The sequence below is a fragment of the Paenibacillus phocaeensis genome (genome assembly GCF_900021165.1).
Classification (GTDB): domain Bacteria; phylum Bacillota; class Bacilli; order Paenibacillales; family Paenibacillaceae; genus Fontibacillus; species Fontibacillus phocaensis.
The window spans coordinates 39,369-63,024 of record NZ_FCOQ01000031.1 but is presented as its reverse complement, the minus strand read 5'-3'; the positions used below and the strand labels follow the sequence as shown (position 1 = coordinate 63,024).

Sequence of the window (23,656 nt, the reverse complement as noted above, 5' to 3'; positions counted from 1 at the left end):
TATGGCGAGGTTTGCGGGCATCATTCATATCGATACGCACAAGGAAGAGATCGGGCCGTTAAGGCGATTCGTCCCCGTATTTTTTCGCATAATGCGAGAGCGCCAGAAGCGGCCAGATATATCGGTAGCTGTGATAGTGGACGTAAAAATATCCCGGCAGCCCGGCTCCGCTCGGATAAGCGGCCGTCCAGCCGTCCTCGTGCAGCAGTTCGATCAAACGGGCGGCGCCGCGTTCGAGTTCGGGCGTCGGCCGGTCGTGCACCGCGATCAGTGCATCCAACGCCCACGCCGTCTGTGAGGGCGTGCTGGCGCGGAGCGGCACATACCGCTTCGCTTGATCGCTGCGGCAGGATTCTCCCCAGCCGCCGTCGTCATTTTGAATGTCGAGCAGCCAGTTGGCGCCCTTGGCGATGGAAGGGTGGTCGGCGGGCATGCCAACCGCAAGGAATCCCGTTAATGCCGCCCAGGTACCGTAAATGTAGCAGATTCCCCACCGCCCGTACCAGGACCCGTCCTCCTGCTGGTGGTTTAGCAGCCAGTCTGCCCCGCGCGCAACCCAATCGTGACGTACGCTTAGCTTGGCGAAGTTCCCCAAATACTCCAGTGTCCGACCGGTCAGGTCCGCTTCTGAAGGATCGGTGGCTGCGGATTTGGCCCCTTCAATAGCCAGCCAGGTGAGCATGGCTTTATCGGTGTTTTTTTCAAAAGCCGGCCAGCCGCCGTCGTTGTTTTGCATCGACCAGATCCAGTTCAGCCCGCGGTTCCAGGCGTCAAGGGTCGCGGAGTCCTCGGTGTGCAACAGGTAGAGAGCCCGCAGGGCCGCCGTGGTGTCGTCGACGTCGGGGACGAACGTATTTGTCTCCGAGAAGCCCCAGCCCCCGGGAGGAATCCCTGGGTTATGCAACTGCCAATCGCCGGCCCGGCGGTGCTGGCGGTCCCGCAGGTAAGCGGCGGCCCGGTGAACAGCCGCATGGGAAGGCGGGATCCCCGCCTCCTGCAAGGCATAGGAGATTAGCGCGGTATCCCAGACCGTAGAAGGCGAGTTCTGGATCGTGGTATACCTGCTTTCGCCGTTGCCGCTGCCGTCCACCGTAAACTTCATGTGAGCCAAACCCTCGACGGCGCGCTGGATGACCGGATGCTGCGGTTCATATCCAAGCGCCAGCAAAGCGAAGACCATCAGCACCGTGCAACTGGCATAGGTGTACAGCGATCCGTCGCTTTCGATCCGGTCCAGCAAATATTGCTCGGCCCTATGGATCGCGGCTTGCCGAATGCGCCGCGGCGTACCGACCAAATGGCTCAGCGCCGACTGGAACTGTTCCAGCAGTTCCCGGCTTTCCCGGGACATCGATAACGCCTCTTCTTCCGGGTCTCGCGCATCCAGGAACAACTCGCTTAAATCAGGCGTCCGCACCGACCTGGCGCGAAAATTCCGCTCCGCCAGGATCAGCAGCGGAACAAGATGAACCCGCGAATATCCGGAGAAATCATAAAAGTTCAGCGGAAACGACTCAGGTAGCAGCAGGATTTCGATCGGAATCAGCGACAAGGACGAGGGCCATGCCCTCTGCCCGGTGGCTGCCAGGATCGCCTTTGTAAGCAGGCTGTTCGCCTGTCCGACGCCGCCCCGTTCCAGAATGTACCGCTTCGCCCTTTGCAGCGCTTCGTCCTCCGGCCGGCTGTACCCGGAGAACAGCAGGGCGTAATACGCCTCAACCGTAGCGGATAGATGACCTTCCCCGTCGTCGCGGTACCAACGCCAGCAGCCTTCCGGCTGCTGGGCGGCCAGGATGCGGTCGTGCAGCTCCCGGATCAGCTCCTCCCGGTCCGCATTTAACGTGCGAAACAGGATAATCGTGCACGCATCCAGCGTAATGCCGTTCTCAAAGCAAAACCGCCAGGTGCCGTCCGCTTCCTGCCGCTGAATCAGTTCCTCGGACAATCGGTGAATTTCCCTCCGAATGTCGGCGATATCCTGCTCCATCCTTGCTCCCCCCCTTGTTACCGTCACCCTATTATATGAGGGCCGGGAGGAGCGCATGATCGGCGGTACCGGACTATTCTTTCGCCTTCGGGCCGAAAACCGGAGCTAATCTTGATGAGGACAACTGCGTCCCTAAACCGAAATATTCGCAGAAATTCATGATCATCGGCTTCCATTTGGCGGGGTCGATATAGTTCGGATGTCCGTTCATGAGCAGCCGCTCGTCGACATGGACCCGGGTGATCTTCGCTTCAATGGCGACGAGCGAGCTCGGTTCTTCGAACGGATGGATGCGTACGACCTCCGCCTCCAATTGAACGGGGCATTCCCGGACCCGCGGCGCCCGCACGAGCTGCGATGTCTCCGGGGTTAAGCCCGCGACGCCAAACTTGTCGGCTTCGAACCGGTAGCCGCGCGATGCCTTCGACTTCGGCACCGGATTTCGGCCGGTGAGCAGCGTTAACCTTTCGATTGCGGGAATAAGGTCGGTGGAGGGAAGGTTTAAGACGCACTCGCGCTCGCGTTGCAGATTGTATACCGTTTGGGATTTGGCGCTCATGCCCAGCATGCAGGATTGGTTCAGCCACCAGGCGGAGGACATCGGGGCCAAGTTGGCCGTTCCGTTTTCGTTGCGGGTGCTGATCAGTACGACGGAGGTGCCGAAGTAAAGGATGTTCGGTTGGATGGTGGTATGCATGGCTTTGTCACGACTCCTTACGTTTATTCTCGGAAATGGTTCTCCAAGTTTAGCATAGGAACCGCAGCTTGTGACCGGTTTGGGGATGAGACCGCAAGATCGCGAAATGGTGCAAAATAGGGCGGATTTCCGGTATAGTAGACGATAGTAACGTAGAGAGGGGAACCGGCTTGCGATGACGACAAGACTCTATTTTGAGGATGCTTATTTAACCCGCTGGACGACGCGAATCAAGGACAAGTTGGAACGGGAAGACGGCGTTTACGTTGTGCTGGAGGCAAGCGCCTTTTACCCGCATGGGGGAGGACAGCCGAACGATACGGGATGGATTGACAGCATTCCCGTGCTGGACGTAATCAGCGAAGGGGAGGAGGTGCTGCATAAGCTGGAGCGCTTCCCGGAGGCCAGCGAGGTCGCCTGCGAGCTCGATTGGGACCGCCGGTTTGACCATATGCAGCAGCATAGCGGACAGCATCTGCTCTCGGCGGTATGCCTCAAACACGGGGCGAAGACGCTGAGCTTCCATCTCGGCGAGGAGTATTGCACGATCGATGTGGAGCAAACGGAGCTGTCAACGGAGCAGCTTGCCGCCATCGAAGATGAAGCCAACCGGCATATTTATATGAATCATAAAATCTCCGGTTATTTCGTCACCCGGGAGGCGGCGGCCCGCCTGCCGCTGGTCAAGCCGCCGAAGGCGGTGGACCGCGTCCGCATCGTCGAAACGGAAGGCGTGGAGTACAACGGTTGCGGCGGGACGCATGTCTCGGCGACCGGCGCGATCGGCCTGATTAAGCTGCTGAAGACCGAGAAGCAGAAAGGAAACGTGCGGATTTATTTCAAATGCGGTTACCGGGCTCTGAACGAGTTCCGGGAGCAGCAACAAGCGCTTGGGGCGGTGACTTCCCGGTTAAAAACAAGCCGGGACGGCATTCTGGAGCGTCTGGATAAATGGGAGATGGAGCAGAAGCAGTTGCAGACCGAGTTGAGTACTTTAAAAGAAGCCCTGGACGAGGTCACGGCAGGCCAGCTGCTGGACAAGCAAGAAGGCGGCCGGATCGCCCACATCTTTGCGGACAAGCCGTTGAAGGAACTGCAAAGCCTTGCGCAGAAGCTCGCCGCTCAATGCGAGGCGGCGGTGCTGTTAGCGACGGAAGCCGAGCATAAGGTGGTGTTGGCCCATAGCGGCGGTCACCCTGTTTCCTGCGGGGATTTCTTCAAAGAACACCTGGCCGCATATAATGGCAAAGGCGGTGGCAGCGACAAGCTGGCGCAGGCCGGCTTCGGCTCCTGGGAGGAGGCGCTGGACTTCTATGAATTCGCCAAGCAAGCGTGGTCCTAGGCAGAATGACCGCCGTCAGTACGGATTTTCTCGAATCAACTCGACAAAACGATGGGCCGCTGGAGACAGCGGTTCATTTTTTCGCGTACAAACCGAGATTGAGTTGATCAGGTCGACGTGCTCCACGAATACCCGGCTCAATTGACCCCGCTCCACATCGTCCCTCACCACCAGCGCCGATACAAAGCTGGCGCCGTATCCGGCGATGACCGCTTGGATCGTTTCGTTTAATCCGTTGAATTGCAGGGCAATTCGCGGCGCCGGTGCATTGAAGGTCCGGCATAACGCCATGAATCTCTCCCGGGTGGAGCTGCCGATCTCCCTCATAACGAACGGCTCCTTGACCATGTCATGCAAGCTGATGCGCTGACCTGCATACCGGTGCCGAGGGGAGACGACGAACCAGAGTTCGTCCCGGAACAATTCCTCCGCTTGGATCGAATCGGGGTACGCTTCCGGCAACCCGCCGTAGACGGCCAAATCGACCTCCAGATTCAGCAGTTGGTTCAAGGCATCCGCTGAATTTGTGGTGGTAATGGTCATTTCCGTATGTTCATAGTGCGTTTTGAATTTGGCGATCCAAGTCGGGATCAGAAAATGAGCGGGCAAATAAGTAGCGGCCATCCGGATATGGCCCAGCTCCCCGGCTTTGTAGTCCTCTATAAATCGCTCGATCTGCTGCTCAACGGCAAACAACCGCTTGCTGTACGTAAACAGTTTCTCTCCGCCGTCGCTTAAGGCGATGCCGCGTCCCTGCGCTCTGAACAGAGGGAGATCCAACTCGCGTTCCAGCTTTTTGATCTGAGCGGAGATAGCCGGCTGACTGATGCTCAGCAGCTCCGAAGCGCGCGTGACGCTGCCGGTCTGGGCAATCACATGGAACAGCCGCAAGGCGTGTAAATTCATGGCGCGGCATCCTCCTTGATTCATAATCATAATCTATGATTTATACATAAAGATATATTATATTTATGGATTAATTTCAACTACAATGACCTCAGCAGGAAAAATACCACGTTAAGGAGCTGAGGCAGGAATGAAGATCGGGAACCCCTTCTATGATTTCGATAAGCACGGGATGAATTACGCGGGATACCGGCGGACGGATCCTCGGATCGAGCGGCAAGTGCTTGAAGCCTTAGGCCAGGCAAAAACGATCATTAACGTCGGTTCGGGCACCGGTTCCTATGAGCCGAAAGATCGGTATGTCGTCGCAGTCGAGCCCTCTGCGGTTATGCGGGGACAGAGGTTGGTCCGGGGGGCGGTGCCGGCCGTGAACGCCCGGGCTGAAGCGCTCCCTTTTGACGATGGGGCATTTGATGCGGGAATGGCGATGGTGACCGTTCACCACTGGTCCGATTTACGCAAAGGGCTGCAAGAACTGCGAAGAGTGACACGGGACAACGTCGTTGTTATGACCTTTGATCCGGATGCGCTGGGCTCATTCTGGAATGCGGAATATTTCCCGGAACTCCTTGAGGCGGAATATCGGCGTTACCCGAAACCGGCTGAGGTACTTGAAGTGTTGGGAGGTTCCGGCCATATTGTCCCGGTGCGGGTTCCGCTCGATTGCATCGACGGATTCCAGGAAGCCTTTTACGGCCGTCCGGAGGCCTTTCTGGTGCCGGAAGTGCGCCAAGCTCAATCGGCATGGCAATTCCTGGCGGAAGGAGCGGAGGAGAGTCTCGTGATTAGGTTGGCCGAGGCCTTGAAATCCGGCGAATGGGATCGCAAATACGGACACTACCGGACGCTGCCTATGCTGACGGGGGCGCTCCGGCTGATTGTAAGCCGGCGATGAAGAGAAATTTATGCTGTTTACCAAGACCAAAGCAGCAAGAGCCGGGAGATTTCCCGGCTCTTTTGTGGTTGCTTGCTATTTTTGAGGTAAACGCAAACGCTCAAATCACCTCGGGGCCGTCATCCGCGGCTTTGGCCTTGCGTACAGCTTCAGGCGCACCCAGAGCGTATTGATCAGCAGCAGAATGCCGGAGATCACGAACAGCCCCTCGACGCCGATATACCCGGCGAGAAAACCGCCGATCAGCGAGCCCATCATGTTGCCGAGGGCCAGCGTGCTGCTGTTGAAGCCAAACGCCCGGCTCTCCATGCCGTCCGGCGTGTAATAGCGGATCAGCGCATTGACGCTTGGCAGCAGCCCGCCCATGAACACGCCCATCAGGAAGCGGATGGCGATCAACTGCCACACCGTATGCACGAATGCCTGCGGGATCAGCGTAGCTGCGGCCCCGACGAGGCAAAACGTCAGGATGCGATGCGCTCCGAGCTTATCGCTGACCTTGCCGAGAATCGGCGAGGTGATCATGTTGGAGATGCCGGTTACGGCGCTGACAAAACCGGCCCAGAACGCTACGTCAGCGGTCTGGCCGTGCAGCTTCTCGACGTATAAAGGCAGCAGCGACATCGGGCTCAGCATCGCGAACTGCAAGAGGAACGTCACGGCGAACAGGGCGGTCAACTGCGGCGTTTTGTTCAGCTCCAGGAACCCCTGCAGCACGGAAGGCTGGGGCGTATGCAGCGCCTCCTCACGGTCAAACTTCTCGCGCACGAACAGGAGGGCCAGCAGGGAAGCGATAAACAGCAGCACCCCGGTGATGTAAAAGATCGGCCGGAACCCGATCCACTCCGCCATCAGTCCGCCGATCAAAGGCCCCAGGATCGTGCCGGCCACGTTGCCGGACTGGATCGTGCCCATCGCAAAGCCCATACGCTCCTTCGGCGCTGTTCCCGAGATCAGCGCCACGGAAGCCGGGTTAAAGCCGGAGATGGTTCCGTTCAGCAGCCGCAAGCCAAGCAAGTGCCAGGGCTGGGTGGCGAAGCCCATCAGCGTAATGACGATAGCCATGCCAAAGCCGGAGCGCAGCAGCATGATTTTGCGTCCGTATTTGTCGGCCAGCTTCCCCCAGATCGGCTGGAAGATGAACGAAGTGGCGAAATTCGCGGCAAAGATCATCCCCGCCCAGAGTCCGATGGCTTGCTCTCCCTGTACATGCAGATCCCGTGCCAGATACAGCGACAGAAACGGCGTGATCATCGTCATCCCGGCGTTAACCAGAAACTGTCCGAACCAAAGCACAATAAGGTTAACCTTCCAGGTGTTCAATTGTGCTTTCACTTCCTTTCGCAGGGTCTCTAGGATGCTTCTGATGAAACAAAGTTATACTAGTATTATCGCTCGGAGGCAGGAAAACAAGGGCATTCTTCATAGCATCTTCATTCGATTGTCATAGGTTCGCCATTCGTTTTACCGTTGTGACAGTTGTTACTTACTTTTAAGTAGGGCATAATGTAAATTAGAATGTTTATAGTGTAGCAATGATTGATTCTTAAAATGGTTTCTACAAGTATTGGAGGCGTGCGGCTTGGTTTACAACGATCGTTTGATCCGGGCCCTGCGAAAGCAGGAGGTGGATCGCCTCCCGGTCTGGTACATGCGCCAGGCGGGCAGGTATGATCCCGATTATCGAAAAATCAAAGAAAAATACAGCTTATTGGAGATTTGCCGGCAGCCGGAGCTGGCGGCGGAAATCACCATGATGCCCGTCCGCAAGCTTGGTGTGGATGCGGCTATTTTATATTCCGACATCATGAATCCGGTTGCTTCGCTGGGCGTGAAGTTCGATATCGTGAAGAATATCGGGCCGGTCATCGAACAGCCGATCCGTACGCTGGCGGACATTGAACGGCTGAAGCCCATTGATGTCCACAAGGATCTATCGCATATTTTGGAGACGATTGCAATTTTGGACAAGGAGCTGGACGTTCCGCTCATCACCTTTGCCGGTGCACCGTTTACGATTGCCAGTTACCTGATCGAAGGGCAGCCGTCCAAGAGCTATATCCGCACCAAAACGATGATGTACAGCGAGCCGGAGGCCTGGTTCAAGCTGATGGACAAGCTGGGTGACATGGTCATCGCTTATTTGCGCGCTCATGTCGAGAGCGGCGGCAAGGCATTCCAGCTGTTCGACAGCTGGGTAGGCGCGCTTGCTCCGAAGGATTTCGAACGGTATGTACTCCCGACGGTCACCCGTATTTTTGCCGAACTTCGGGATTTGGATGTACCGAAAATTTATTTTCCCGGCGTCAGCTCCGGGGAGCTGCTGCCGACATTGACCGGCCTCGCCGCCGACGCCGTCGGGCTCGACTGGCGCGTATCGATTGCGGAAGGGCGGCGCCGGACAGGCGGAAAGTTCGCGATGCAGGGGAACTTGGATCCCTATCTCTTGACTGCGCCGATGGAGGTTATTAAACAGCAGGCCAAGGAAATTATCGACGATGGCTTAACGGCCCCCGGGTTTGTGTTTAACCTGGGACATGGCTTGTTCCCCGAGGCTTCCCTTGAGAAGCTGCGCGAACTGACGGAATTCGTGCATGAATATTCCGCTGAAGCGATCCTGCATCAACCGTCGCTGCGAGCGTAATGCTATATCCCATATATGAGAGCAACTCAATTCTCGACTAGAGGTGAACTGGAATCGTGAAATCGAAGATCGGAGTATTGGTGATGTCTTACGGCACGCCGCAAAGTCTGGACCAGGTCGAAGCGTATTATACGCATATCCGGCGGGGTCATCCACCAACCGCGGAGCAGCTCCAGGAGCTGGTCGCCCGATATGAGGCGATCGTCGGCGGCGTATTCCCGCTGCGCGCCAATACGGACAAGCAAGTTGCCGCATTGCAGGAAACGCTGAACCGCATGTCTGCGGACACAGACACAGAGTTCGTTTGTTATCAAGGACTGAAGCATGCCGAGCCTTATATTGAGGACGGCGTAGCGCAAATGGCGGCGGACGGGATCCGCGAAGCGGTGGGCATCGTGCTTGCACCACATTATTCCGTCATGAGCATCGGCGGATACATCAAGCGGGCGGAAGCCAAAGCGCAGGAACTGGGCGTCGCGATGCGATTCGTGGAGAGCTATCATTTGCATCCGAAGCTGATCGAGGCGTTTGCCGCGCGGGTCTCCGCCAAGCTGGATCAATTCAAGGAGGCGGGGGCTCTGCGCGATCAGGTGCGGGTGCTGTTCAGCGCCCACAGCTTGCCGGAGAAAATCCTGCAAATGGGCGACCCGTACCGGGATCAGTTGCTGGAGACGTCCCGGGCCGTGGCAGATAAAGCCGGTGTGACCAACTGGCAGTTCACCTGGCAAAGCGCAGGTCGTACCGCGGATCCATGGCTTGGGCCGGATATTCTGGATACGCTGAAGGACTTAAGCGAGGAGCAGGTGGAAGATGTCCTGGTCGCTCCGGTCGGCTTCGTATCGGATCATTTGGAAGTGCTGTATGACTTGGATATCGAAGCCAAAACGATCGCCAAAGAGCTGGATATGCGCCTGGAGCGGATCGAATCGCTGAATACGGAACCGCTGTATATGGAAGCGCTCAGCGACGTCATTATCAAATCTTGGGAAAAGAGATGAGAGGACATGCGTGATTCTTCGCGTAAGGTTGTCATTATCGGCGGGGGACTGACCGGGCTGTCTACGGCCTTTTACGTTCGCAAGTTCTATTCGGAGCAAGGCTTGACCCCGCAAATTACGCTGCTGGAAAAAGGCAGCACCCTGGGCGGCAAAATTGAAACGCTGGAGAAGGACAACTTCGTCATCGAGAAAGGTCCGGATTCTTTCCTGGCCCGCAAGACGGCGATGATTGACTTAGCGAAGGAGCTGGGGCTGGAAGGCGAGCTCGTATCGATGAATCCGGACGCCAAGAAGACGTATATCGTCAGCGGCGGCAAACTGCATCCGATGCCGTCAGGGCTGGTGCTGGGCATTCCGACCGAACTCGGACCGTTCCTGCGCAGCGGACTTGTCTCCTGGAGCGGGAAAGCCCGGGCGATGCTGGACCTCGTGATGCCGCCGCGGCAAAGCCAGGAGGATGAGTCGCTTGGCATGTTTATCGAGCGCCGGCTGGGCGCTGAAGTGCTGGAGAACGTAACCGAGCCGCTGCTCGCCGGCATCTACGCGGGCGACACCTACAAGCTGAGCCTGCAGTCGACCTTCCCGCAGTTTGGCGAGGTCGAACGGGCATACGGCAGCTTGATCAAAGGCATGATGACCGGCAAGAAACCGGTCGAGACGCACACAGGCACGAAACGGAGCGCGTTCATGACGTTCCGCAAAGGCTTGAAGACGCTGGTGAACGGCTTGGTATCGTCGCTGCGCGAGATCGACTGCCGCCTGGACTCCGAGGTGGCGGAACTCCGCCGTACGGGACCGGAAGCGTACGAGGTCGCACTCGCCACGGGCGAGGTTCTCCCGGCGGATGACGTGATCGTCACGGTGCCGGCATTCGCCGCCGCCGATCTGCTGCGGCCGCATGTCGATGTCGCTGCACTGGATGCGATCAACTACGTGTCCGTCGCGAACGTCGTCATGGCCTTTGACCGCAAAGACGTCACCGGCCTGTTCGACGGCTCAGGCTTCCTGGTGCCGCGCAAGGAGGGCCTGAACATCACCGCTTGCACGTGGACCGGCATCAAGTGGCTGCATACGAGCCCCGACGACAAAATGCTGCTGCGCTGCTATGTCGGCCGCTCCGGTGACGAAGAGAAGCCGTTCCTGCCCGAGGAGGAGCTGACGGAGCTCGTGCTTGCCGACTTGAAGCGGCTCATGAACATCACGGCTCGCCCGTTGTTCACGGAGATTACCCGCCTGCCGAAATCGATGCCGCAATACCCGGTTGGACATCTGCAGCAGGTTGCGAAGCTGAACCGCGATTTAGAGGAATCGCTCCCCGGTGTATACGCGACCGGAGCAGCCTTCTATGGCGTTGGCCTGCCCGACTGTATCAAACAGGCGAAGGAGCTGGCGGAGCAGATGGCCGGTAAATTGAAGGTAAGCCAGGCTTAATGGCCCTTCCGCAAATGCCATAGACTAGGACTTCCTGACCCCTTGCCCGCAAAATAGGCGAGGGGTTCTATTTATTTACGGATACCTGATATAATAAAATCAAACGGTCAGCTTACGATCACGAAGCGTATACAGAGCGGCGGATTCGGCTTCGAATCTGGGATTCCGCCGGGCCTTCCGCCCGCTCACGGAGCTTCCAATTACGCTCCGCTGCTATCGTTCCTAGCTTCATTTCAACTAAAAAGGAGTCCGTTATGTATCCACCAAGGTCGGAAAAAAACAAAAAGAAACAGCAGGAAAAAAGGCGGCGTCAAACCCGGATATGGCTCCTGCTTAACTTGACTCTCATCACTTTAATCTTCGTGCTGGGAGCTTACTTTTATATGGAGGAACGAATCAGCCGGGCCGGTCCGGAAGCGGGGACGGAGCCGCCCCAGGCCGTTACGGGGGAAACCCGACCTGACGAAGGCGAAGGCGCACAAACGGGGCAGTCCCCGGACGCCCAGCCGAAGGACGGCGGGGCCGCGACAACGGAAACGGAGAAGGAGGACGGCCAGGATCGCGTGGATTCAGGGGAGAACTCTACCGAGGGAGTTGACGGGGCTTCTGCGGACGAAGGCGAAGTCGGGATAACCGAACCGCCGTCCGGCTCGGATTCAGGCGTTGAGGATAATAGCGATGAGGAGAGGCTGCTGATTCATTTTGCGGGGGACACGATTTTCTCCGGCAAAGTGGAGCAGCGGTTAGAGAAGGCGGGATACGACCTTCCGTTCGAGTACGTTCGGGGATTGTTCCAGCACGACGATTTAACCGTACTGAATTTGGAGACCCCGGTGACGACCGGCGGGGAGCCGGCACAGGATAAGACCTTTGTGTTCAAGTCGCCGCCCAAGGCGATCGGACCGATGGCCAAGGCCGGCGTAGATGCGGTGAATTTGGCGAACAACCATGTGCTGGATCAGGGCGTATCCGGCCTTCAGGATACGATGAAGGCGCTGCGGCAGCATCATGTGATGTATGTCGGCGCCGGCAAGAACAGCAAAGAAGCTTATGCTCCTGTGTATTTCGATCGCAAAGGGATCAAGATCGCCTTGTTGGGCTTCAGCCGGGTCGTGCCGGAGCCGGGATGGGTCGCCGGATCGAACAAACCGGGGGTGGCATCGGCGTATGTGCCGGAGCCGGCGCTGAAGGCAATTCAAGCCGCGCGGAACAATGCCGATCTCGTGCTCGTGATCGCCCATTGGGGCAAGGAGCGTACGACGAAGCTGGAAGATCATCAGCAGGAGCTGGCCCACGCCTTCATCGATGCGGGGGCTGACCTGGTCATCGGCGGCCATCCGCATGTGATGCAAGGGCTGGAGCAATACAAGGGCAAATGGATCGCTTACAGCACGGGCAACTTTATTTTCACGAAATCCAAAGACCCGAAGACGTGGGAAACGGCGGTGTTTGCCGCTTCCTGCACGCGCAGCGGAGATTGCACGCTCAAGCTGATCCCGTATCGAACCGAGCTGGGTCAGCCTGTACCGATGACTGCCGAGGAAGGGAGCCAACTGCTGAAGGAGATCGAAGGCTACTCGCCGGGGGTTCGAATCTCCGAAGCGGGAGAAGTGACGACCTCCAAGACCGGGAGGCATGAAGAGTCGGCAGTGTCTCAATTGGCGAATCATCGAGCGTAAGTGAAAGAATCGTTTCCGAGCAGAGAAGGAGGCGGGAAATTGCGTAATCCATGCGTCGCCCATCGCGGCTTCTCCGGGATCGCACCGGAGAATACGATGGCCGCGGTCCAGCTCGCCATGCAGCAGGAGGATGTCACCTGGATCGAAGTTGATGTACAATGTTCAAAGGACGGCGTGCCTTTGTTGATTCATGACTTTACGCTAAACCGCACGACAAACGGACGAGGGCCGGTGAAGGATCGGACCTGGGCGGAGCTGCAGGCGCTGGATGCTGGCAGTTGGAAATCCAAGGCGTACAGCGGCGAACGTCTGCCGAGCCTGGATGAATTTCTGGACGCGATCGCCGGGCGGCTGCGCGCCAATCTGGAGATCAAGACGGAAGGCGAGATGTACCCGGGCCTGGAAGAGAAGGTGATCTCGGCCGTGAAGCGCCGCCATATGGAGCACGAAGTCGTGTTGACTTCGTTCGAACCGCGGATTCTGGCGAAGATCAAGGAAATGGATCGCGGCATCCGCACAGGGTTGATTATCGACCGGCAGCCGAAGGATTTGCTGCTGCGGCTCAAGCTTCTGAAGTGCTCGTTCTTATCGATTCATTATCGCGCCTTAACCGCAGAGCTGGCTGAGAAAGCGTTCAAGCACGGGATCGAGGTGATGGCCTGGACGATGGATGATGCAAGGTCGCTGCGCAAGGTTGCGGCGCTGCATCCCGACGTTCTGCTCTGCACGAATCGGCCGGATATATGGCGTCAAGCGATGGAACACGGGAAATTCAAATAAATCGATTGTGAAACCACAATCCGCTGGAGGAACAGATAACGATGAACAAAATGATCGCTAATGTCTACTGCGTTGGCCGGAATTACCGGGCGCACGCCGAGGAACTCGGCAACGAGGTGCCGACCGAGCCGATGATTTTCCTGAAACCGTCGCATGCGGTAACCTCGATGGACGGTCGGGGCCTTGCTCTTCCGGCCGACCGCGGATCGGTGCATTATGAAGCCGAGCTGGTGCTGCGTATCGCCCGCGATTACAAGCCGGGGATGACGGTCGACGAACTGGTGGACGTGATCGCGTTCGGGATCGATTTCACGCTGCGCGACGTGCAGAACATCGTCAGAGACAAGGGCAACCCGTGGACGCCGGCCAAGGGCTTCCTGCAATCGGCGCCGATCACGCCTTATCTCGCTTTCCCCGGTGCGGCGGAAACGGCCAATGAAGACTTCGTGCTTCGCAAGAACGGGGAAGTGGTGCAACGCGGGAACATCAGCCGGATGATTTTTTCGCTGCAGCAAATCGTGGAATATATCGCCGGGCGTTATGGACTGGGGGAAGGGGATTTGATCTTTACCGGAACGCCGGAAGGGGTTGGCCCGGTTGTTCAAGGGGACAAGCTGGAATTGTCTTACGGCTCCCAAGTGCTGGGCAGTTGCACAGTCGCTTCCGGCCCAGAGGCAAAATGAAATGAATCTCGATTGGATCGTTGGGGCGCTTTGCGCCCTAATCGTGTCTGGAGCGGCTTACAGGAAGAAATCCTTATCCCTCTCCGGCGCGGCTGCCGCATTCGTCATGGGGACGGTGTATTACGGAGCCGGCAATTTGTTCTGGTTCGGGATCCTGCTGCTGTTCTTCATCAGCTCGTCGGTCTTCTCGCATTTTCGCGGCGAACGCAAGGCGGAGCTGGAGAAGTCGTATGCCAAGAGCGGCCGCCGGGATGCGGGGCAGGTGCTGGCCAACGGCGGTCTCGGCATGTTGGCTTGCCTTGGTAATCTGTTCTGGCCTGACCCGGCGTGGGCGTATTTCTTCGTTGGAACGATGGCTGCAGTCACCGCAGACACCTGGGCGACGGAGTGGGGCGGCCTGAGCCAACGTGAGCCGCGTTCAATCCTGAACGGCCGCCGGGTGCCCCCGGGTACGTCAGGCGGGGTGACGCTGCTGGGAAGCAGTGCGGCGCTGGCCGGCGCGGTGTGCATCGGCGGGGCTGCCTGGCTGCTGCGGATGTGGACGGGGGACGATGCTTATTCCGAGGCGGGGTCCGCGCTGCTTGCGCTGGTGAAATGGGGGCTCATCGCCGGAATTTCCGGTTTGGCCGGAGCCTTCGCCGATTCCTGGCTGGGCGCGACCATTCAGGACATGCAGCGCTGCACCGTATGCGGCAAAGAGGTTGAGGTAGCGGAGCATTGCGGCCAGCGTACCGCGCATTTGCGGGGGTACCGCTGGATGGACAACGATAGGGTGAATTTACTCAGTTCCCTGGCAGCCGGTTTGCTGGCATGGGGATTCGGGATGTTAGGATAAAGTAGGGGTTAACGAATGAACATACTGACGGTGGAACAACTGACGAAAACCTATGGAGAGAAAGTGCTGTTTCAGGACGCTTCCTTCGGCATGGACGAAAACGATAAAATCGGCGTGATCGGCGTCAACGGAACGGGGAAATCCACGTTCCTGAAGGTGATCGCCGGCCTTACTCAAGCCGATTCCGGCAAGGTCGCGATCAATCGGGATGTCCGCGTGACGTTCCTGGCGCAAAATCCCGAATATGCCCCCGACCTCACCGTCCTGCGGGGCGTGTTCCAGGGCGGCGGACCTGAGCTTCAGGTTGTGTCCGCCTACATGGAGGCGGAGGAAGCTCTGGAACGGGAGCCGGGGGATGTCGCAAGGCAGGCGGAGTTGTCGCGGCTCTCGCAGGAGATGGATCGGCTGCAAACGTGGACCTTGGTCAGCGAAGCCAAGAGCGTCCTGTCCAAACTCGGCATCCCCGACTTCGCTCAGCGCATGGGCAGCTTGTCCGGGGGGCAGCGCAAGCGCGTAGCGCTCGCTTCCGCTCTAATCCTCCCTTCGGAGCTGCTGATCATGGACGAGCCCACCAACCACATCGACAACGATACGGTCGCCTGGCTCGAGGCGTATTTGCAGAAACGGCGCGGCGCGCTGCTGCTCATTACGCATGATCGTTATTTCCTGGATCGCGTCTGCAACGTTATGCTGGAGCTGGATCACGGACGGCTGTTCCGTTATGAAGCGAATTACAGCCGCTTCCTGGAGCTGAAGAGTGAACGCGAGGAACGCGAAGCCGCCTCCGAGCAGAAGCGGCAAAATCTGCTGCGCAACGAACTGGCCTGGATTCGCCGCGGCGCCAAGGCGCGCTCGACCAAGCAGAAGGCGCGCATCGAACGGTTCGAGCAACTGCAGGCGGCGAAGACGGAATATAAGAGCGACTCGCTCGAAATTTCGGTCGCTTCCACTCGGCTGGGCCGCAAAATCCTGGAGATCGACGGGCTTCGCAAGTCGATAGAAGGCCGGCTGCTGATCGGGGAGCTGACGTACACGGCGGTGCCGGGCGATCGCGTTGGCATCGTAGGGCCCAACGGCAGCGGCAAGTCGACGCTGCTGAACATGATCGCCGGTCGGATCGAGCCGGATGCCGGCGAGATCGTGGTGGGGCAGACGGTGAAGCTGGGGTATTTTACCCAGGAGCATCAGGAAATGGACAGCCAGCAGCGGGCGATCGAATATATCAAGGAAGTGGCGGAAGTGGTAACGACGGCGGACGGCACGCGGATTACCGCGGCGCAAATGCTGGAGCGTTTCCTGTTCCCGCCGGACATGCAATGGACGCCGATCGGCAAGCTGTCGGGGGGCGAGAAGCGGCGGCTCTACCTGCTGCGCGTCCTGATGGGCGCGCCCAACGTGCTGTTGCTGGACGAACCGACCAACGATCTCGATATCCAGACGCTAACCGTACTGGAGGCGTATTTGGACGAGTTCCCGGGTGCGGTGTTCGTTGTTTCCCATGACCGCTATTTCCTCGACCGGACCATCGACAAGATCATGGCGTTTGAGGGCGGCGGCGTGGTGGCGGTGCATGTCGGCGATTATAGCGATTATGAGGAGCGGACGCAGAGGTTGAGCAGCGGCGGGAAAGTGGACGCGGCGGGACAAGCGGTCTCCGGCTCACGCAAGTCTGGTGCCGACCGCTCGGACCGGGGCGGCGCCGGATCGCAAGCCGCGTCTGGCAGCCGCGCCCCCGGCCGCGCCGAGAAGCTGAAGTTCAGCTATAACGAGCAGCGGGAGTACGAAACGATCGACGCCACTATCGAAGCTGCCGAGCAGCGCCTGGCGACTATTTCCGGGGAAATGGAATCCGCCGCGAGCGACGCGGTTCGCCTGCAGGAGCTGATGCAGCAACAGCAGGAAGCCGAAGCCGAACTGGAGCGGCTGATGGAGCGCTGGACGTATCTGAACGAGCTGGCGGAGAAGATCGAAGCCCAGCGGAATTCGTAAGCCTGCGGAAGCGTCGACATTGATCGGAGATCTCTCCAAGTCATCTCAATTCACCTCAATTCATCCACTAAGCTCTTCGCCCGCGAAGGGCTTTTTGGCGTTGATTACTTCAATCAGGGAACGGAAAATGCGGGAACTGTCACAAAACGAAGGCTTGGGATTGTTATATAAGCAAACGGCAAAGGAGGTGAGCTTTTGCAGCCAGTTATCCCCGGGGAAGCAAAAGACAAACACAAGCGCATCGAATCGCTCGTCGAACGCGTCAAAGCCGGAGACAAAGAGGCCTATTCGCCGATTATCCTCGAGTTTGAGCGTCAGATGTATACGTACTGCTACTATATTTTGCATGATCATGAGGAGACGAAGGATGCGGTTCAGGAGATTTTCATCAAAGCCTACATGAATCTTCATCAGTATACGAGACAAGTTTCGTTTTCCTCTTGGTTGTATAAGGTAGCTTATCATCACTTGATCAATATGAAGCAGAAGCAGGGCCGCTGGTTGAAATTGATCGACCGTTGCAAGGAGCAGCAGCCGGCGTCGGCCATCTCTCCCTACGAATCGGAGATAGACGAGCTCCTGGCCTGTCTTACAGCGGAGGAACGCCATATATTGCTGCTGAAATCGGTGGAACAGTACAGCTTCGAAGAGATCGGCGAGGTGATGGGAATCAAACCGCCCACCCTGCGCAAGAGGTACGAACGGATTCGCAAAAAATTGCTGGCAAAAGCCAAGAAAGAAGGAGGGTCGGCCCATGGAGAAATGGCAAGATCGACGGGAATCCGCTGACATGGAAGCGATCGAGCGGATGATTCGCTATTCGGCGCCGCAGAAGCCCAGCATGAGCGGCGAAATTATGGAGAAAATCGGAGGAACGACCATGAGCAGAACGCGCACCTATACACGGAAAGGAACCGGCAATATCCTGAAACGGACGGCTATCGCGGCTTCCGCCGCTGCGATCCTCGGAGGCGGCATCGTCGGCTCGGGGTTCGTATCCCCGGCGATGGCGGATGCTTTGAAACAGATTCCGATGTTCAGCACACTTTTTGAGGGGACCAGCGAAGAGGCGGTCAAGGCCGCTATGGATTTAGGGTTGGTCAAAGATCCCAACATGAGCGTAACGCATGACGGCATCACGTTGAAACTCAGCGACCTGTTGTATGACGGAACGAGATTGTCCTTTATTCTGGACCGGGAAGGCGTGGATCTTCCGGGGACGGTTGCTCCTCTTAGCGAAAGTGAAAAGCCAGAGGATCAAATTCCAAAAGGTTATATTAAAGGGGCTGAAGCTGGAGGGACGACTTTACTTGTTGACGGCAAAAAGATGAGTAATGAGTACATTCATACGGCTGTCTTTGGAGATTTTCCCAAGCGGGAGAATGCGTACATCGCGGAGCTGCAGTTTAGTAAACCGGTTTGGGGAAATGAATTTGAGCTGACCATCCGCGCCGAAGTGACGGGGGTTGATGAAGCATTTGAATTCAAGGTTCCGGTGAAAACAGAGGACAATGCGCTCCTGCTCAAGCCTAATGCGACCCAAACCTATGAAGAGTTCAGCTATACCGTGAAAGAGGTGGTTATCACGCCTGTGACCACCCGGCTGGTTATCGACAGCGTCGGCAAGGTGCCGAGATCACCGGAACAAACCGGCGATTATATCGCCAGTATGATGTATTACGATATCGTGGATGACCGGGGGAATGTGCTGGATCAACGCCGGAAGGGATTCTTCAACCGGGAGCCCGATACCGAATACCATATTGACGAACTCTACTCGCCATTCCAAGAAACGCCGAAATCGATTACGATCAAGCCGTACACGCTGACCGTCAATAAGAAGAACTGGAGCGCTGTCGGCGCCAGCAACGGCAGCCTTGGAGACAAGACCTACATCAAAGAGCTGGAGACCACGATCCCGCTGGAAAAGTAATCCTGATTGACGATTATGAAAACAAAGTGAGCCCTCCGGAATAGGGGGCTCACTTTGTTTTAGCACAACACGCCGCTGGCTACCGACATCATCAGCTTGATACGGTTGATCTGGTTCACTTCGCTGGCGCCGGCATCATAGTCGATGGCCGCGATATTGGCGTCCGGATACATCTCCTTCAGCCCTTTGATCATGCCGCGTCCGGTGATGTGGTTCGGCAGGCAGGCAAACGGCTGAATGCAAACGATGTTGTTCACGCCGTGATCGAGCAGCTCCATCATCTCCGCCGTGAGGAACCAGCCTTCCCCCATTTGATTGCCGACCGATACCAGGCGTCCGGCTTTTTCCGCCAGCTTGTAGATACTCTCCGGCGGAGTTAAATCGCGGCTCGCCTCCAGCGCTTGCTTCATCGGCTTGCGGTACATCTCGATATAGCGGATGACCATCGGGTTCACGAGGCCTAACATTTTGCTCTTGCCCAAGTGATCCGCCTTATAAATCGGATTGTATAAGCAGTAGAACATGAAATCGAGGAAGTCAGGCACGACCGCTTCACCGCCCTCGGCTTCGATCACCTCCACGATCCGGTTATTGGCATCGGGATGGAATTTGATCAGAATTTCGCCGACGATGCCGACCCGCGGTTTGGAGGCTCCCGTTTGCGGCAGGGCTTCGAATTCCGCGACCATTTCCCGGATATTATATTTGTATTCATGGAACGAAAACTCCCGCAGGGAATGCTTGCACAACGTCATCCATTTGCGGAACAGCAGCTGGGTATCGCCGGTATTTCGCTCATACGGCCGGAAGCGGTACAGGAGCCGCATTAGCAGATCGCCGTAGCAGGCCGCCGCGATCAGCCGGTTAATCAGCTTCATATTCAACTTGAAGCCCGGCTGACTCTCAATGCCCGTCGCATTTAGCGAAATGACCGGAATTTGCTCCATCCCCGCTTCTTTCAGCGCCTTGCGCAGCAAAGCGATATAGTTCGTCGCCCGGCAGCCGCCGCCGGTTTGGGTCAGAATCACCGCCGTCCGGCTCGGATCGTAGTCTCCGCCCCGCAGGGCCGCCATGATTTGCCCGATCGTCACGATCGCCGGATAGCAGGCGTCGTTGTTGACGAATTTCAAGCCCTCATCCGTGGTTTGCGCGTTGGCTTTCTCCAGCACTTTCAGGCGATAGCCGGCCCCGCGGAACACCGTCTCAAACAATTCGAAGTGAATCGGCGAGAGCTGCGGGGCAAGAATCGTATACCCGCTTTTCATCTCCTTGGTAAAAGCGGCCGGCGAAGCCGGTGCGGACGCCGCCCGGGCGGTAACCTGCGCCTGTTTCCGCTCTTTCATCGCCGCCAGCAGCGAGCGCAGCCGGATGCGCGCCGCCCCCAGGTTGCTGATCTCATCCACTTTAATTAAGGTAAAAGTCTTCTGGTGGCGCTCCAGAATTTCCTGAATCGTATCCGCGGTGATCGCGTCGATGCCGCAGCCGAACGAGGTCAGCTGCACCAGCTCCAGGTCGTCCCGGCCGCTGACGAAATAAGCCGCGCGGTACATTCGCCCGTGATACGTCCACTGATTGACGACGGGCAGGGGATGCTTGACGGCGCCAAGGTGGCACACCGCATCCTCCGTCAACACCGCCAGCCCCATCCCCGCAATCAGGTCGGCGATGCCGTGATTGATCTCGGGATCGCTGTGGTAGGGATGGCCGCAGAGGACGATGCCTTGGGCCCCGGTCTCCTCCAGCCCCTTCAGCGTCGCTTCGCCCTGAGCGCGGATATCGCTGCGAGCCCGATCGGCCTCCAGCAACCCCGCATCGACCGCCGCGTCCAGCTCTTCCGCCGGAAGGTGTGCGAACGTGGCTTGCAGCGTCTTTTTCAAAGCCGGCACATGATCGATGTTCAGGAATGGACTCACTAGCGGGATGCCTTGCTCCTTCAACCGGTCCATATTGGTACGGATGACCTCGGGATACGAGGCGACGACCGGACAGTTGAAATGGTTGTCGGCTGAAGCGTCCTCCTTCTTCTCATACACAACAGCAGGATAGAAGATGAAGTCGACCTTGCTGCGAATGAGGCTTTCGATGTGGCCGTGCACCAGCTTGGCGGGATAACAGACGGACTCCGACGGAATCGTCTCCATGCCGGTTTCGTACAGCTTCTTCGAGGACTTGGGCGACAGCACAACCCTGTACCCCAGCCGGGTAAAAAACGTATGCCAAAACGGATAGTTTTCGAATAGATTCAACACCCGCGGCAAGCCCACCGTCCCCCGGACCGCCTGCTCCGGGGGGAGCGGCGCGTAGTCAAACATCCGCTCGTATTTGTATTCGACAAGATTGGGAAGGCCGGCCTTCGTCTTCTTCTGCGTCGCGCCGCGTTCGCAGCGGTTGCCGCTGACGTGGAAGCTCTTGTCGGGAAACCGGCTGATCGTCATCGCACAGTTGTTGCTGCATAAGGAGCAGCGGGCATGCGACACCTCATAGGTGAACGAGTGCAGCTCCTCGCAAGGCAGCAGGCTGCTGCGGCCGACTCCGTCATATTGCTCGCGGGCCAGCAGCGCGCAGCCATAGGCGCCCATGATGCCGGCGATGTCGGGACGAACGACCTCCCGGCCGGTCAGCAGCTCGAAGGCGCGCAGCACGGCGTCGTTGTAGAAGGTACCGCCCTGTACAACGATGCGCCGCCCGAGCTCTTCGGGATTGCGGACTTTGATCACTTTCTGCAGCGCGTTCTTCACGACGGAATAAGCGAGACCGGCCGAAAGATCGGGCAGAGAAGCGCCTTCCTTCTGCACCTGCTTGACCTTGGAGTTCATGAACACCGTGCAGCGCGAGCCCAGATCGACCGGATGGACGGACTTCACCGCCGCGTCCGCAAACTCGGCGATGCCCAGCCCCAGCGCCCCGGCAAAGCTCTCGAGAAAAGAGCCGCAGCCCGCCGAACAGGCTTCGTTCAACAGCAAGCTATCGATCGCGCCGCCGCGGATTTTGATGCATTTCATATCCTGGCCGCCGATATCGAGAATGAAGTCGACGTCCGGCATGAAGCGAGCAGCCGCTTTATAGTGGGCGACCGTCTCCACTTCGCCGGCATCGATGCGGAACGCCGCTTTCGTCAAGCCTTCGCCGTACCCCGTGACGCAGGCGCGCGCGATATAACAGCCTTCCGGCAGCCGGGCGTACATTTCCTGCAGCGCTTCCGCGAGGGAAGCGAGCGGGCTCCCTTTATTGCCGCGATAAAAGGTATGCAAGAGTTGATCCTCGGAACCGGTCAGCACCAGCTTGGTCGTGGTCGACCCGGCATCGATGCCGAGGAAGCAGGGCCCGCTGTACCCCGCCAGGTCCGCCCGGGCTGCGGTTGCCGCAGCGTGCCGCTTTTGGAAGGCGTCGTATTCCCGCTCGTCTGCGAACAGGGGGGCGAGCCGATGTTCGCCATCGGGCGCGGCTGTCCATTCGGCGGTCTCCATCCGGTTCAGCCAGTCGCCGAGCGGAAGCGAAGGCCCGGCCGCGCCTTGCAAGCCGGCGCCGATCGCCACGAAATACTGGGCATCGTCCGGGAACACGACATCGTCCGGCGCGAGCTGGAGCGTGGCAATGAAGCGCTCCCGCAATTGTGGCAGGAACGTGAGCGGCCCGCCAAGAAAAGCCACCTTGCCGCGAATCGGCCGGCCGCAGGCCAGACCGCTGATCGTCTGCGTCACGATGCTCTGGAAGATGGAGGCGGCGATATCCTCGCGGCGTGCCCCTTCGTTCAGCAGCGGCTGCACATCCGTCTTGGCGAACACTCCGCAGCGGGAAGCGATCGGATAGATCGTCTCGTAGCGGGCGGCCCATTCATCCAGTCCCGCCGGATCCGTCTCCAGCAGCGCGGCCATCTGATCGATAAACGCACCGGTTCCTCCGGCGCAGGCGTTGTTCATCCGCTGTTCGATGCCGCCGCGCAAATAAATGATCTTGGCATCCTCACCGCCAAGCTCGATCGCGGTGTCCGTCTCCGGCGCCAGCCGCTGGATCGCTTTCGTGCAGGCGACAACCTCCTGCAGAAACGGAATACCGGCCAGCTCGGCGAGCTTCAGCCCGGACGAACCGCTGATGCATAGGCCGGCCTCCGCGCCGGGGACCCGGTCCATGCCCTCCCGCCACAGCGCCGCCACGGCCGTGCGGATATCCGAATAATGGCGGATGTACGCACGGTGCACGATAACCCCTTCGTGGAGCGCAACGATTTTGGCCGTGGTAGAGCCGATATCAAGTCCGATCTGCAGCCGCATGATGTTCCTCCGTCCCCGTTGCCATGAACGTTGTATCGAAAGCCGTGCTCTTCGCGACAAACTTGTCGCGGATCGTCTGCAGCGACTGCAGGAACACCTGCAGCTGCTCCTCGGAAAAATCGCCGAGAATCGCTTGAAAGACTTGGTTGCGCTTGGCGATCATGGCTTCGAGCACCGCTCGTCCCTTTGCCGTCAAATCGATCCAGCAGATGCGTTTGTCCTCACGGTCCCGAACCCGGTCAAGCAGCCCGTCCTTGACCATTTTGTTGATGGCGATCGTATTGGCGCTGGAGGATAAGCCAACTTGTTCGGCAATTTGCGTCACCGTCGATTTCCCGTTCCGGTAAACTGCCAGTAGAATAAAAAACTTGCTGGGCAAAATCTGCTCCCCGTCGTTAAAAAACAACCGGCCCATGTTATGAGCAATGTCGAGCGTGGTCTCGCAGATTCCGTCGCACATTTCTTGAGGGTCCTTCATCGTCTTGTCTGCCTCCCCATCCGAATAAAGTTTTACGATAAAACTTTATACTCAAACCATATCACCGGGCGGGAGCGCAGGAATATAAGAAATGTAATAAAGACAAGA

Annotated in this window: 18 protein-coding genes; 12 read left to right on the top strand and 6 right to left on the bottom strand. The window is 58.0% G+C overall.

Translation table 11 applies throughout. From position 1 onward, the window contains the following. Positions 1–58: 58 nt before the first annotated feature. Positions 59–1,987 (bottom strand): squalene--hopene cyclase, encoded by a 1,929-nt coding sequence (gene shc / locus BN3795_RS19825; protein ID WP_068786429.1) that lies wholly within the window; start codon positions 1,985–1,987, stop codon positions 59–61. Positions 1,988–2,060: 73 nt separating this feature from the next. Continuing rightward, positions 2,061–2,684 carry a flavin reductase family protein gene (locus BN3795_RS19820; RefSeq protein ID WP_068786428.1) on the bottom strand — a complete coding sequence of 208 codons (624 nt, stop codon included), beginning with the start codon at positions 2,682–2,684 and terminating at the stop codon, positions 2,061–2,063. A 175-nt stretch (positions 2,685–2,859) separates the two neighbouring features. Between BN3795_RS19820 and BN3795_RS19815 the strand changes: the two genes are divergently transcribed. Next, the gene (locus tag BN3795_RS19815) at positions 2,860–4,026 is read left to right on the top strand and encodes an alanyl-tRNA editing protein (RefSeq protein ID WP_068786427.1); all 1,167 of its coding nucleotides are present in this window, start codon (positions 2,860–2,862) and stop codon (positions 4,024–4,026) included. Positions 4,027–4,041: 15 nt separating this feature from the next. Here the strand turns inward: BN3795_RS19815 and BN3795_RS19810 are convergent, their stop codons facing one another. Beyond that, positions 4,042–4,932: a LysR family transcriptional regulator gene (locus BN3795_RS19810; protein ID WP_068786426.1), complete on the bottom strand. Its 891-nt coding sequence runs from the start codon at positions 4,930–4,932 to the stop codon at positions 4,042–4,044. Positions 4,933–5,062: 130 nt separating this feature from the next. Here BN3795_RS19810 and BN3795_RS19805 point away from each other — a divergent pair, with 130 nt between their 5' ends. Then, on the top strand, positions 5,063–5,827 hold the full coding sequence (locus BN3795_RS19805; protein ID WP_068786425.1) for a class I SAM-dependent methyltransferase: 765 nt from the start codon (positions 5,063–5,065) through the stop codon (positions 5,825–5,827). Positions 5,828–5,932: 105 nt separating this feature from the next. Here BN3795_RS19805 and BN3795_RS19800 read toward each other — a convergent pair whose 3' ends face one another. Then, on the bottom strand, positions 5,933–7,150 hold the full coding sequence (locus BN3795_RS19800) for an MFS transporter (protein ID WP_068786424.1): 1,218 nt from the start codon (positions 7,148–7,150) through the stop codon (positions 5,933–5,935). A 259-nt stretch (positions 7,151–7,409) separates the two neighbouring features. Between BN3795_RS19800 and hemE the strand changes: the two genes are divergently transcribed. The 10 genes from hemE to BN3795_RS19750 all read left to right on the top strand — a co-directional run bounded on the left by hemE (position 7,410) and on the right by BN3795_RS19750 (position 18,799). Continuing rightward, positions 7,410–8,471 (top strand): uroporphyrinogen decarboxylase, encoded by a 1,062-nt coding sequence (gene hemE, locus BN3795_RS19795; protein WP_068786423.1) that lies wholly within the window; start codon positions 7,410–7,412, stop codon positions 8,469–8,471. Between the two features lie 56 nt (positions 8,472–8,527). Then, positions 8,528–9,469 carry a ferrochelatase gene (gene hemH / locus BN3795_RS19790; protein WP_068786422.1) on the top strand — a complete coding sequence of 314 codons (942 nt, stop codon included), beginning with the start codon at positions 8,528–8,530 and terminating at the stop codon, positions 9,467–9,469. Between the two features lie 6 nt (positions 9,470–9,475). After that, positions 9,476–10,900 (top strand): protoporphyrinogen oxidase, encoded by a 1,425-nt coding sequence (gene hemG / locus BN3795_RS19785; RefSeq protein ID WP_068786421.1) that lies wholly within the window; start codon positions 9,476–9,478, stop codon positions 10,898–10,900. A 254-nt stretch (positions 10,901–11,154) separates the two neighbouring features. Beyond that, complete coding sequence (locus BN3795_RS19780; protein ID WP_068786420.1) at positions 11,155–12,579, top strand: CapA family protein; 1,425 nt, start codon at positions 11,155–11,157, stop codon at positions 12,577–12,579. Positions 12,580–12,618: 39 nt separating this feature from the next. Next, the gene (locus tag BN3795_RS19775) at positions 12,619–13,359 is read left to right on the top strand and encodes a glycerophosphodiester phosphodiesterase (protein ID WP_068786419.1); all 741 of its coding nucleotides are present in this window, start codon (positions 12,619–12,621) and stop codon (positions 13,357–13,359) included. 41 nt (positions 13,360–13,400) lie between these two features. After that, complete coding sequence (locus BN3795_RS19770) at positions 13,401–14,042, top strand: fumarylacetoacetate hydrolase family protein (protein WP_068786418.1); 642 nt, start codon at positions 13,401–13,403, stop codon at positions 14,040–14,042. A gap of 1 nt (position 14,043) precedes the next feature. Then, the gene (locus BN3795_RS19765) at positions 14,044–14,877 is read left to right on the top strand and encodes a DUF92 domain-containing protein (RefSeq protein WP_068786417.1); all 834 of its coding nucleotides are present in this window, start codon (positions 14,044–14,046) and stop codon (positions 14,875–14,877) included. Positions 14,878–14,892: 15 nt separating this feature from the next. Next, positions 14,893–16,866, top strand: coding sequence for an ABC-F family ATP-binding cassette domain-containing protein (locus tag BN3795_RS19760; RefSeq protein ID WP_068786416.1), 1,974 nt, complete (start codon positions 14,893–14,895; stop codon positions 16,864–16,866). Between the two features lie 195 nt (positions 16,867–17,061). Then, a complete protein-coding gene (locus BN3795_RS19755; RefSeq protein ID WP_068786415.1) occupies positions 17,062–17,655 on the top strand; it encodes an RNA polymerase sigma factor in 594 nt (197 codons plus the stop codon). Continuing rightward, complete coding sequence (locus BN3795_RS19750; protein ID WP_068786414.1) at positions 17,621–18,799, top strand: DUF4179 domain-containing protein; 1,179 nt, start codon at positions 17,621–17,623, stop codon at positions 18,797–18,799. Before BN3795_RS19755 ends, BN3795_RS19750 begins: the two co-directional genes overlap by 35 nt. Positions 18,800–18,858: 59 nt before the next feature. Here the strand turns inward: BN3795_RS19750 and BN3795_RS19745 are convergent, their stop codons facing one another. Together BN3795_RS19745 and BN3795_RS19740 are read right to left on the bottom strand one after the other, a co-directional pair. Continuing rightward, on the bottom strand, positions 18,859–23,070 hold the full coding sequence (locus BN3795_RS19745; RefSeq protein ID WP_068786413.1) for a 2-hydroxyacyl-CoA dehydratase: 4,212 nt from the start codon (positions 23,068–23,070) through the stop codon (positions 18,859–18,861). Further along, positions 23,048–23,548 carry a MarR family winged helix-turn-helix transcriptional regulator gene (locus tag BN3795_RS19740; protein WP_068786412.1) on the bottom strand — a complete coding sequence of 167 codons (501 nt, stop codon included), beginning with the start codon at positions 23,546–23,548 and terminating at the stop codon, positions 23,048–23,050. The genes BN3795_RS19745 and BN3795_RS19740 overlap by 23 nt, the downstream gene beginning before the upstream one ends. Positions 23,549–23,656 lie beyond the last annotated feature (108 nt).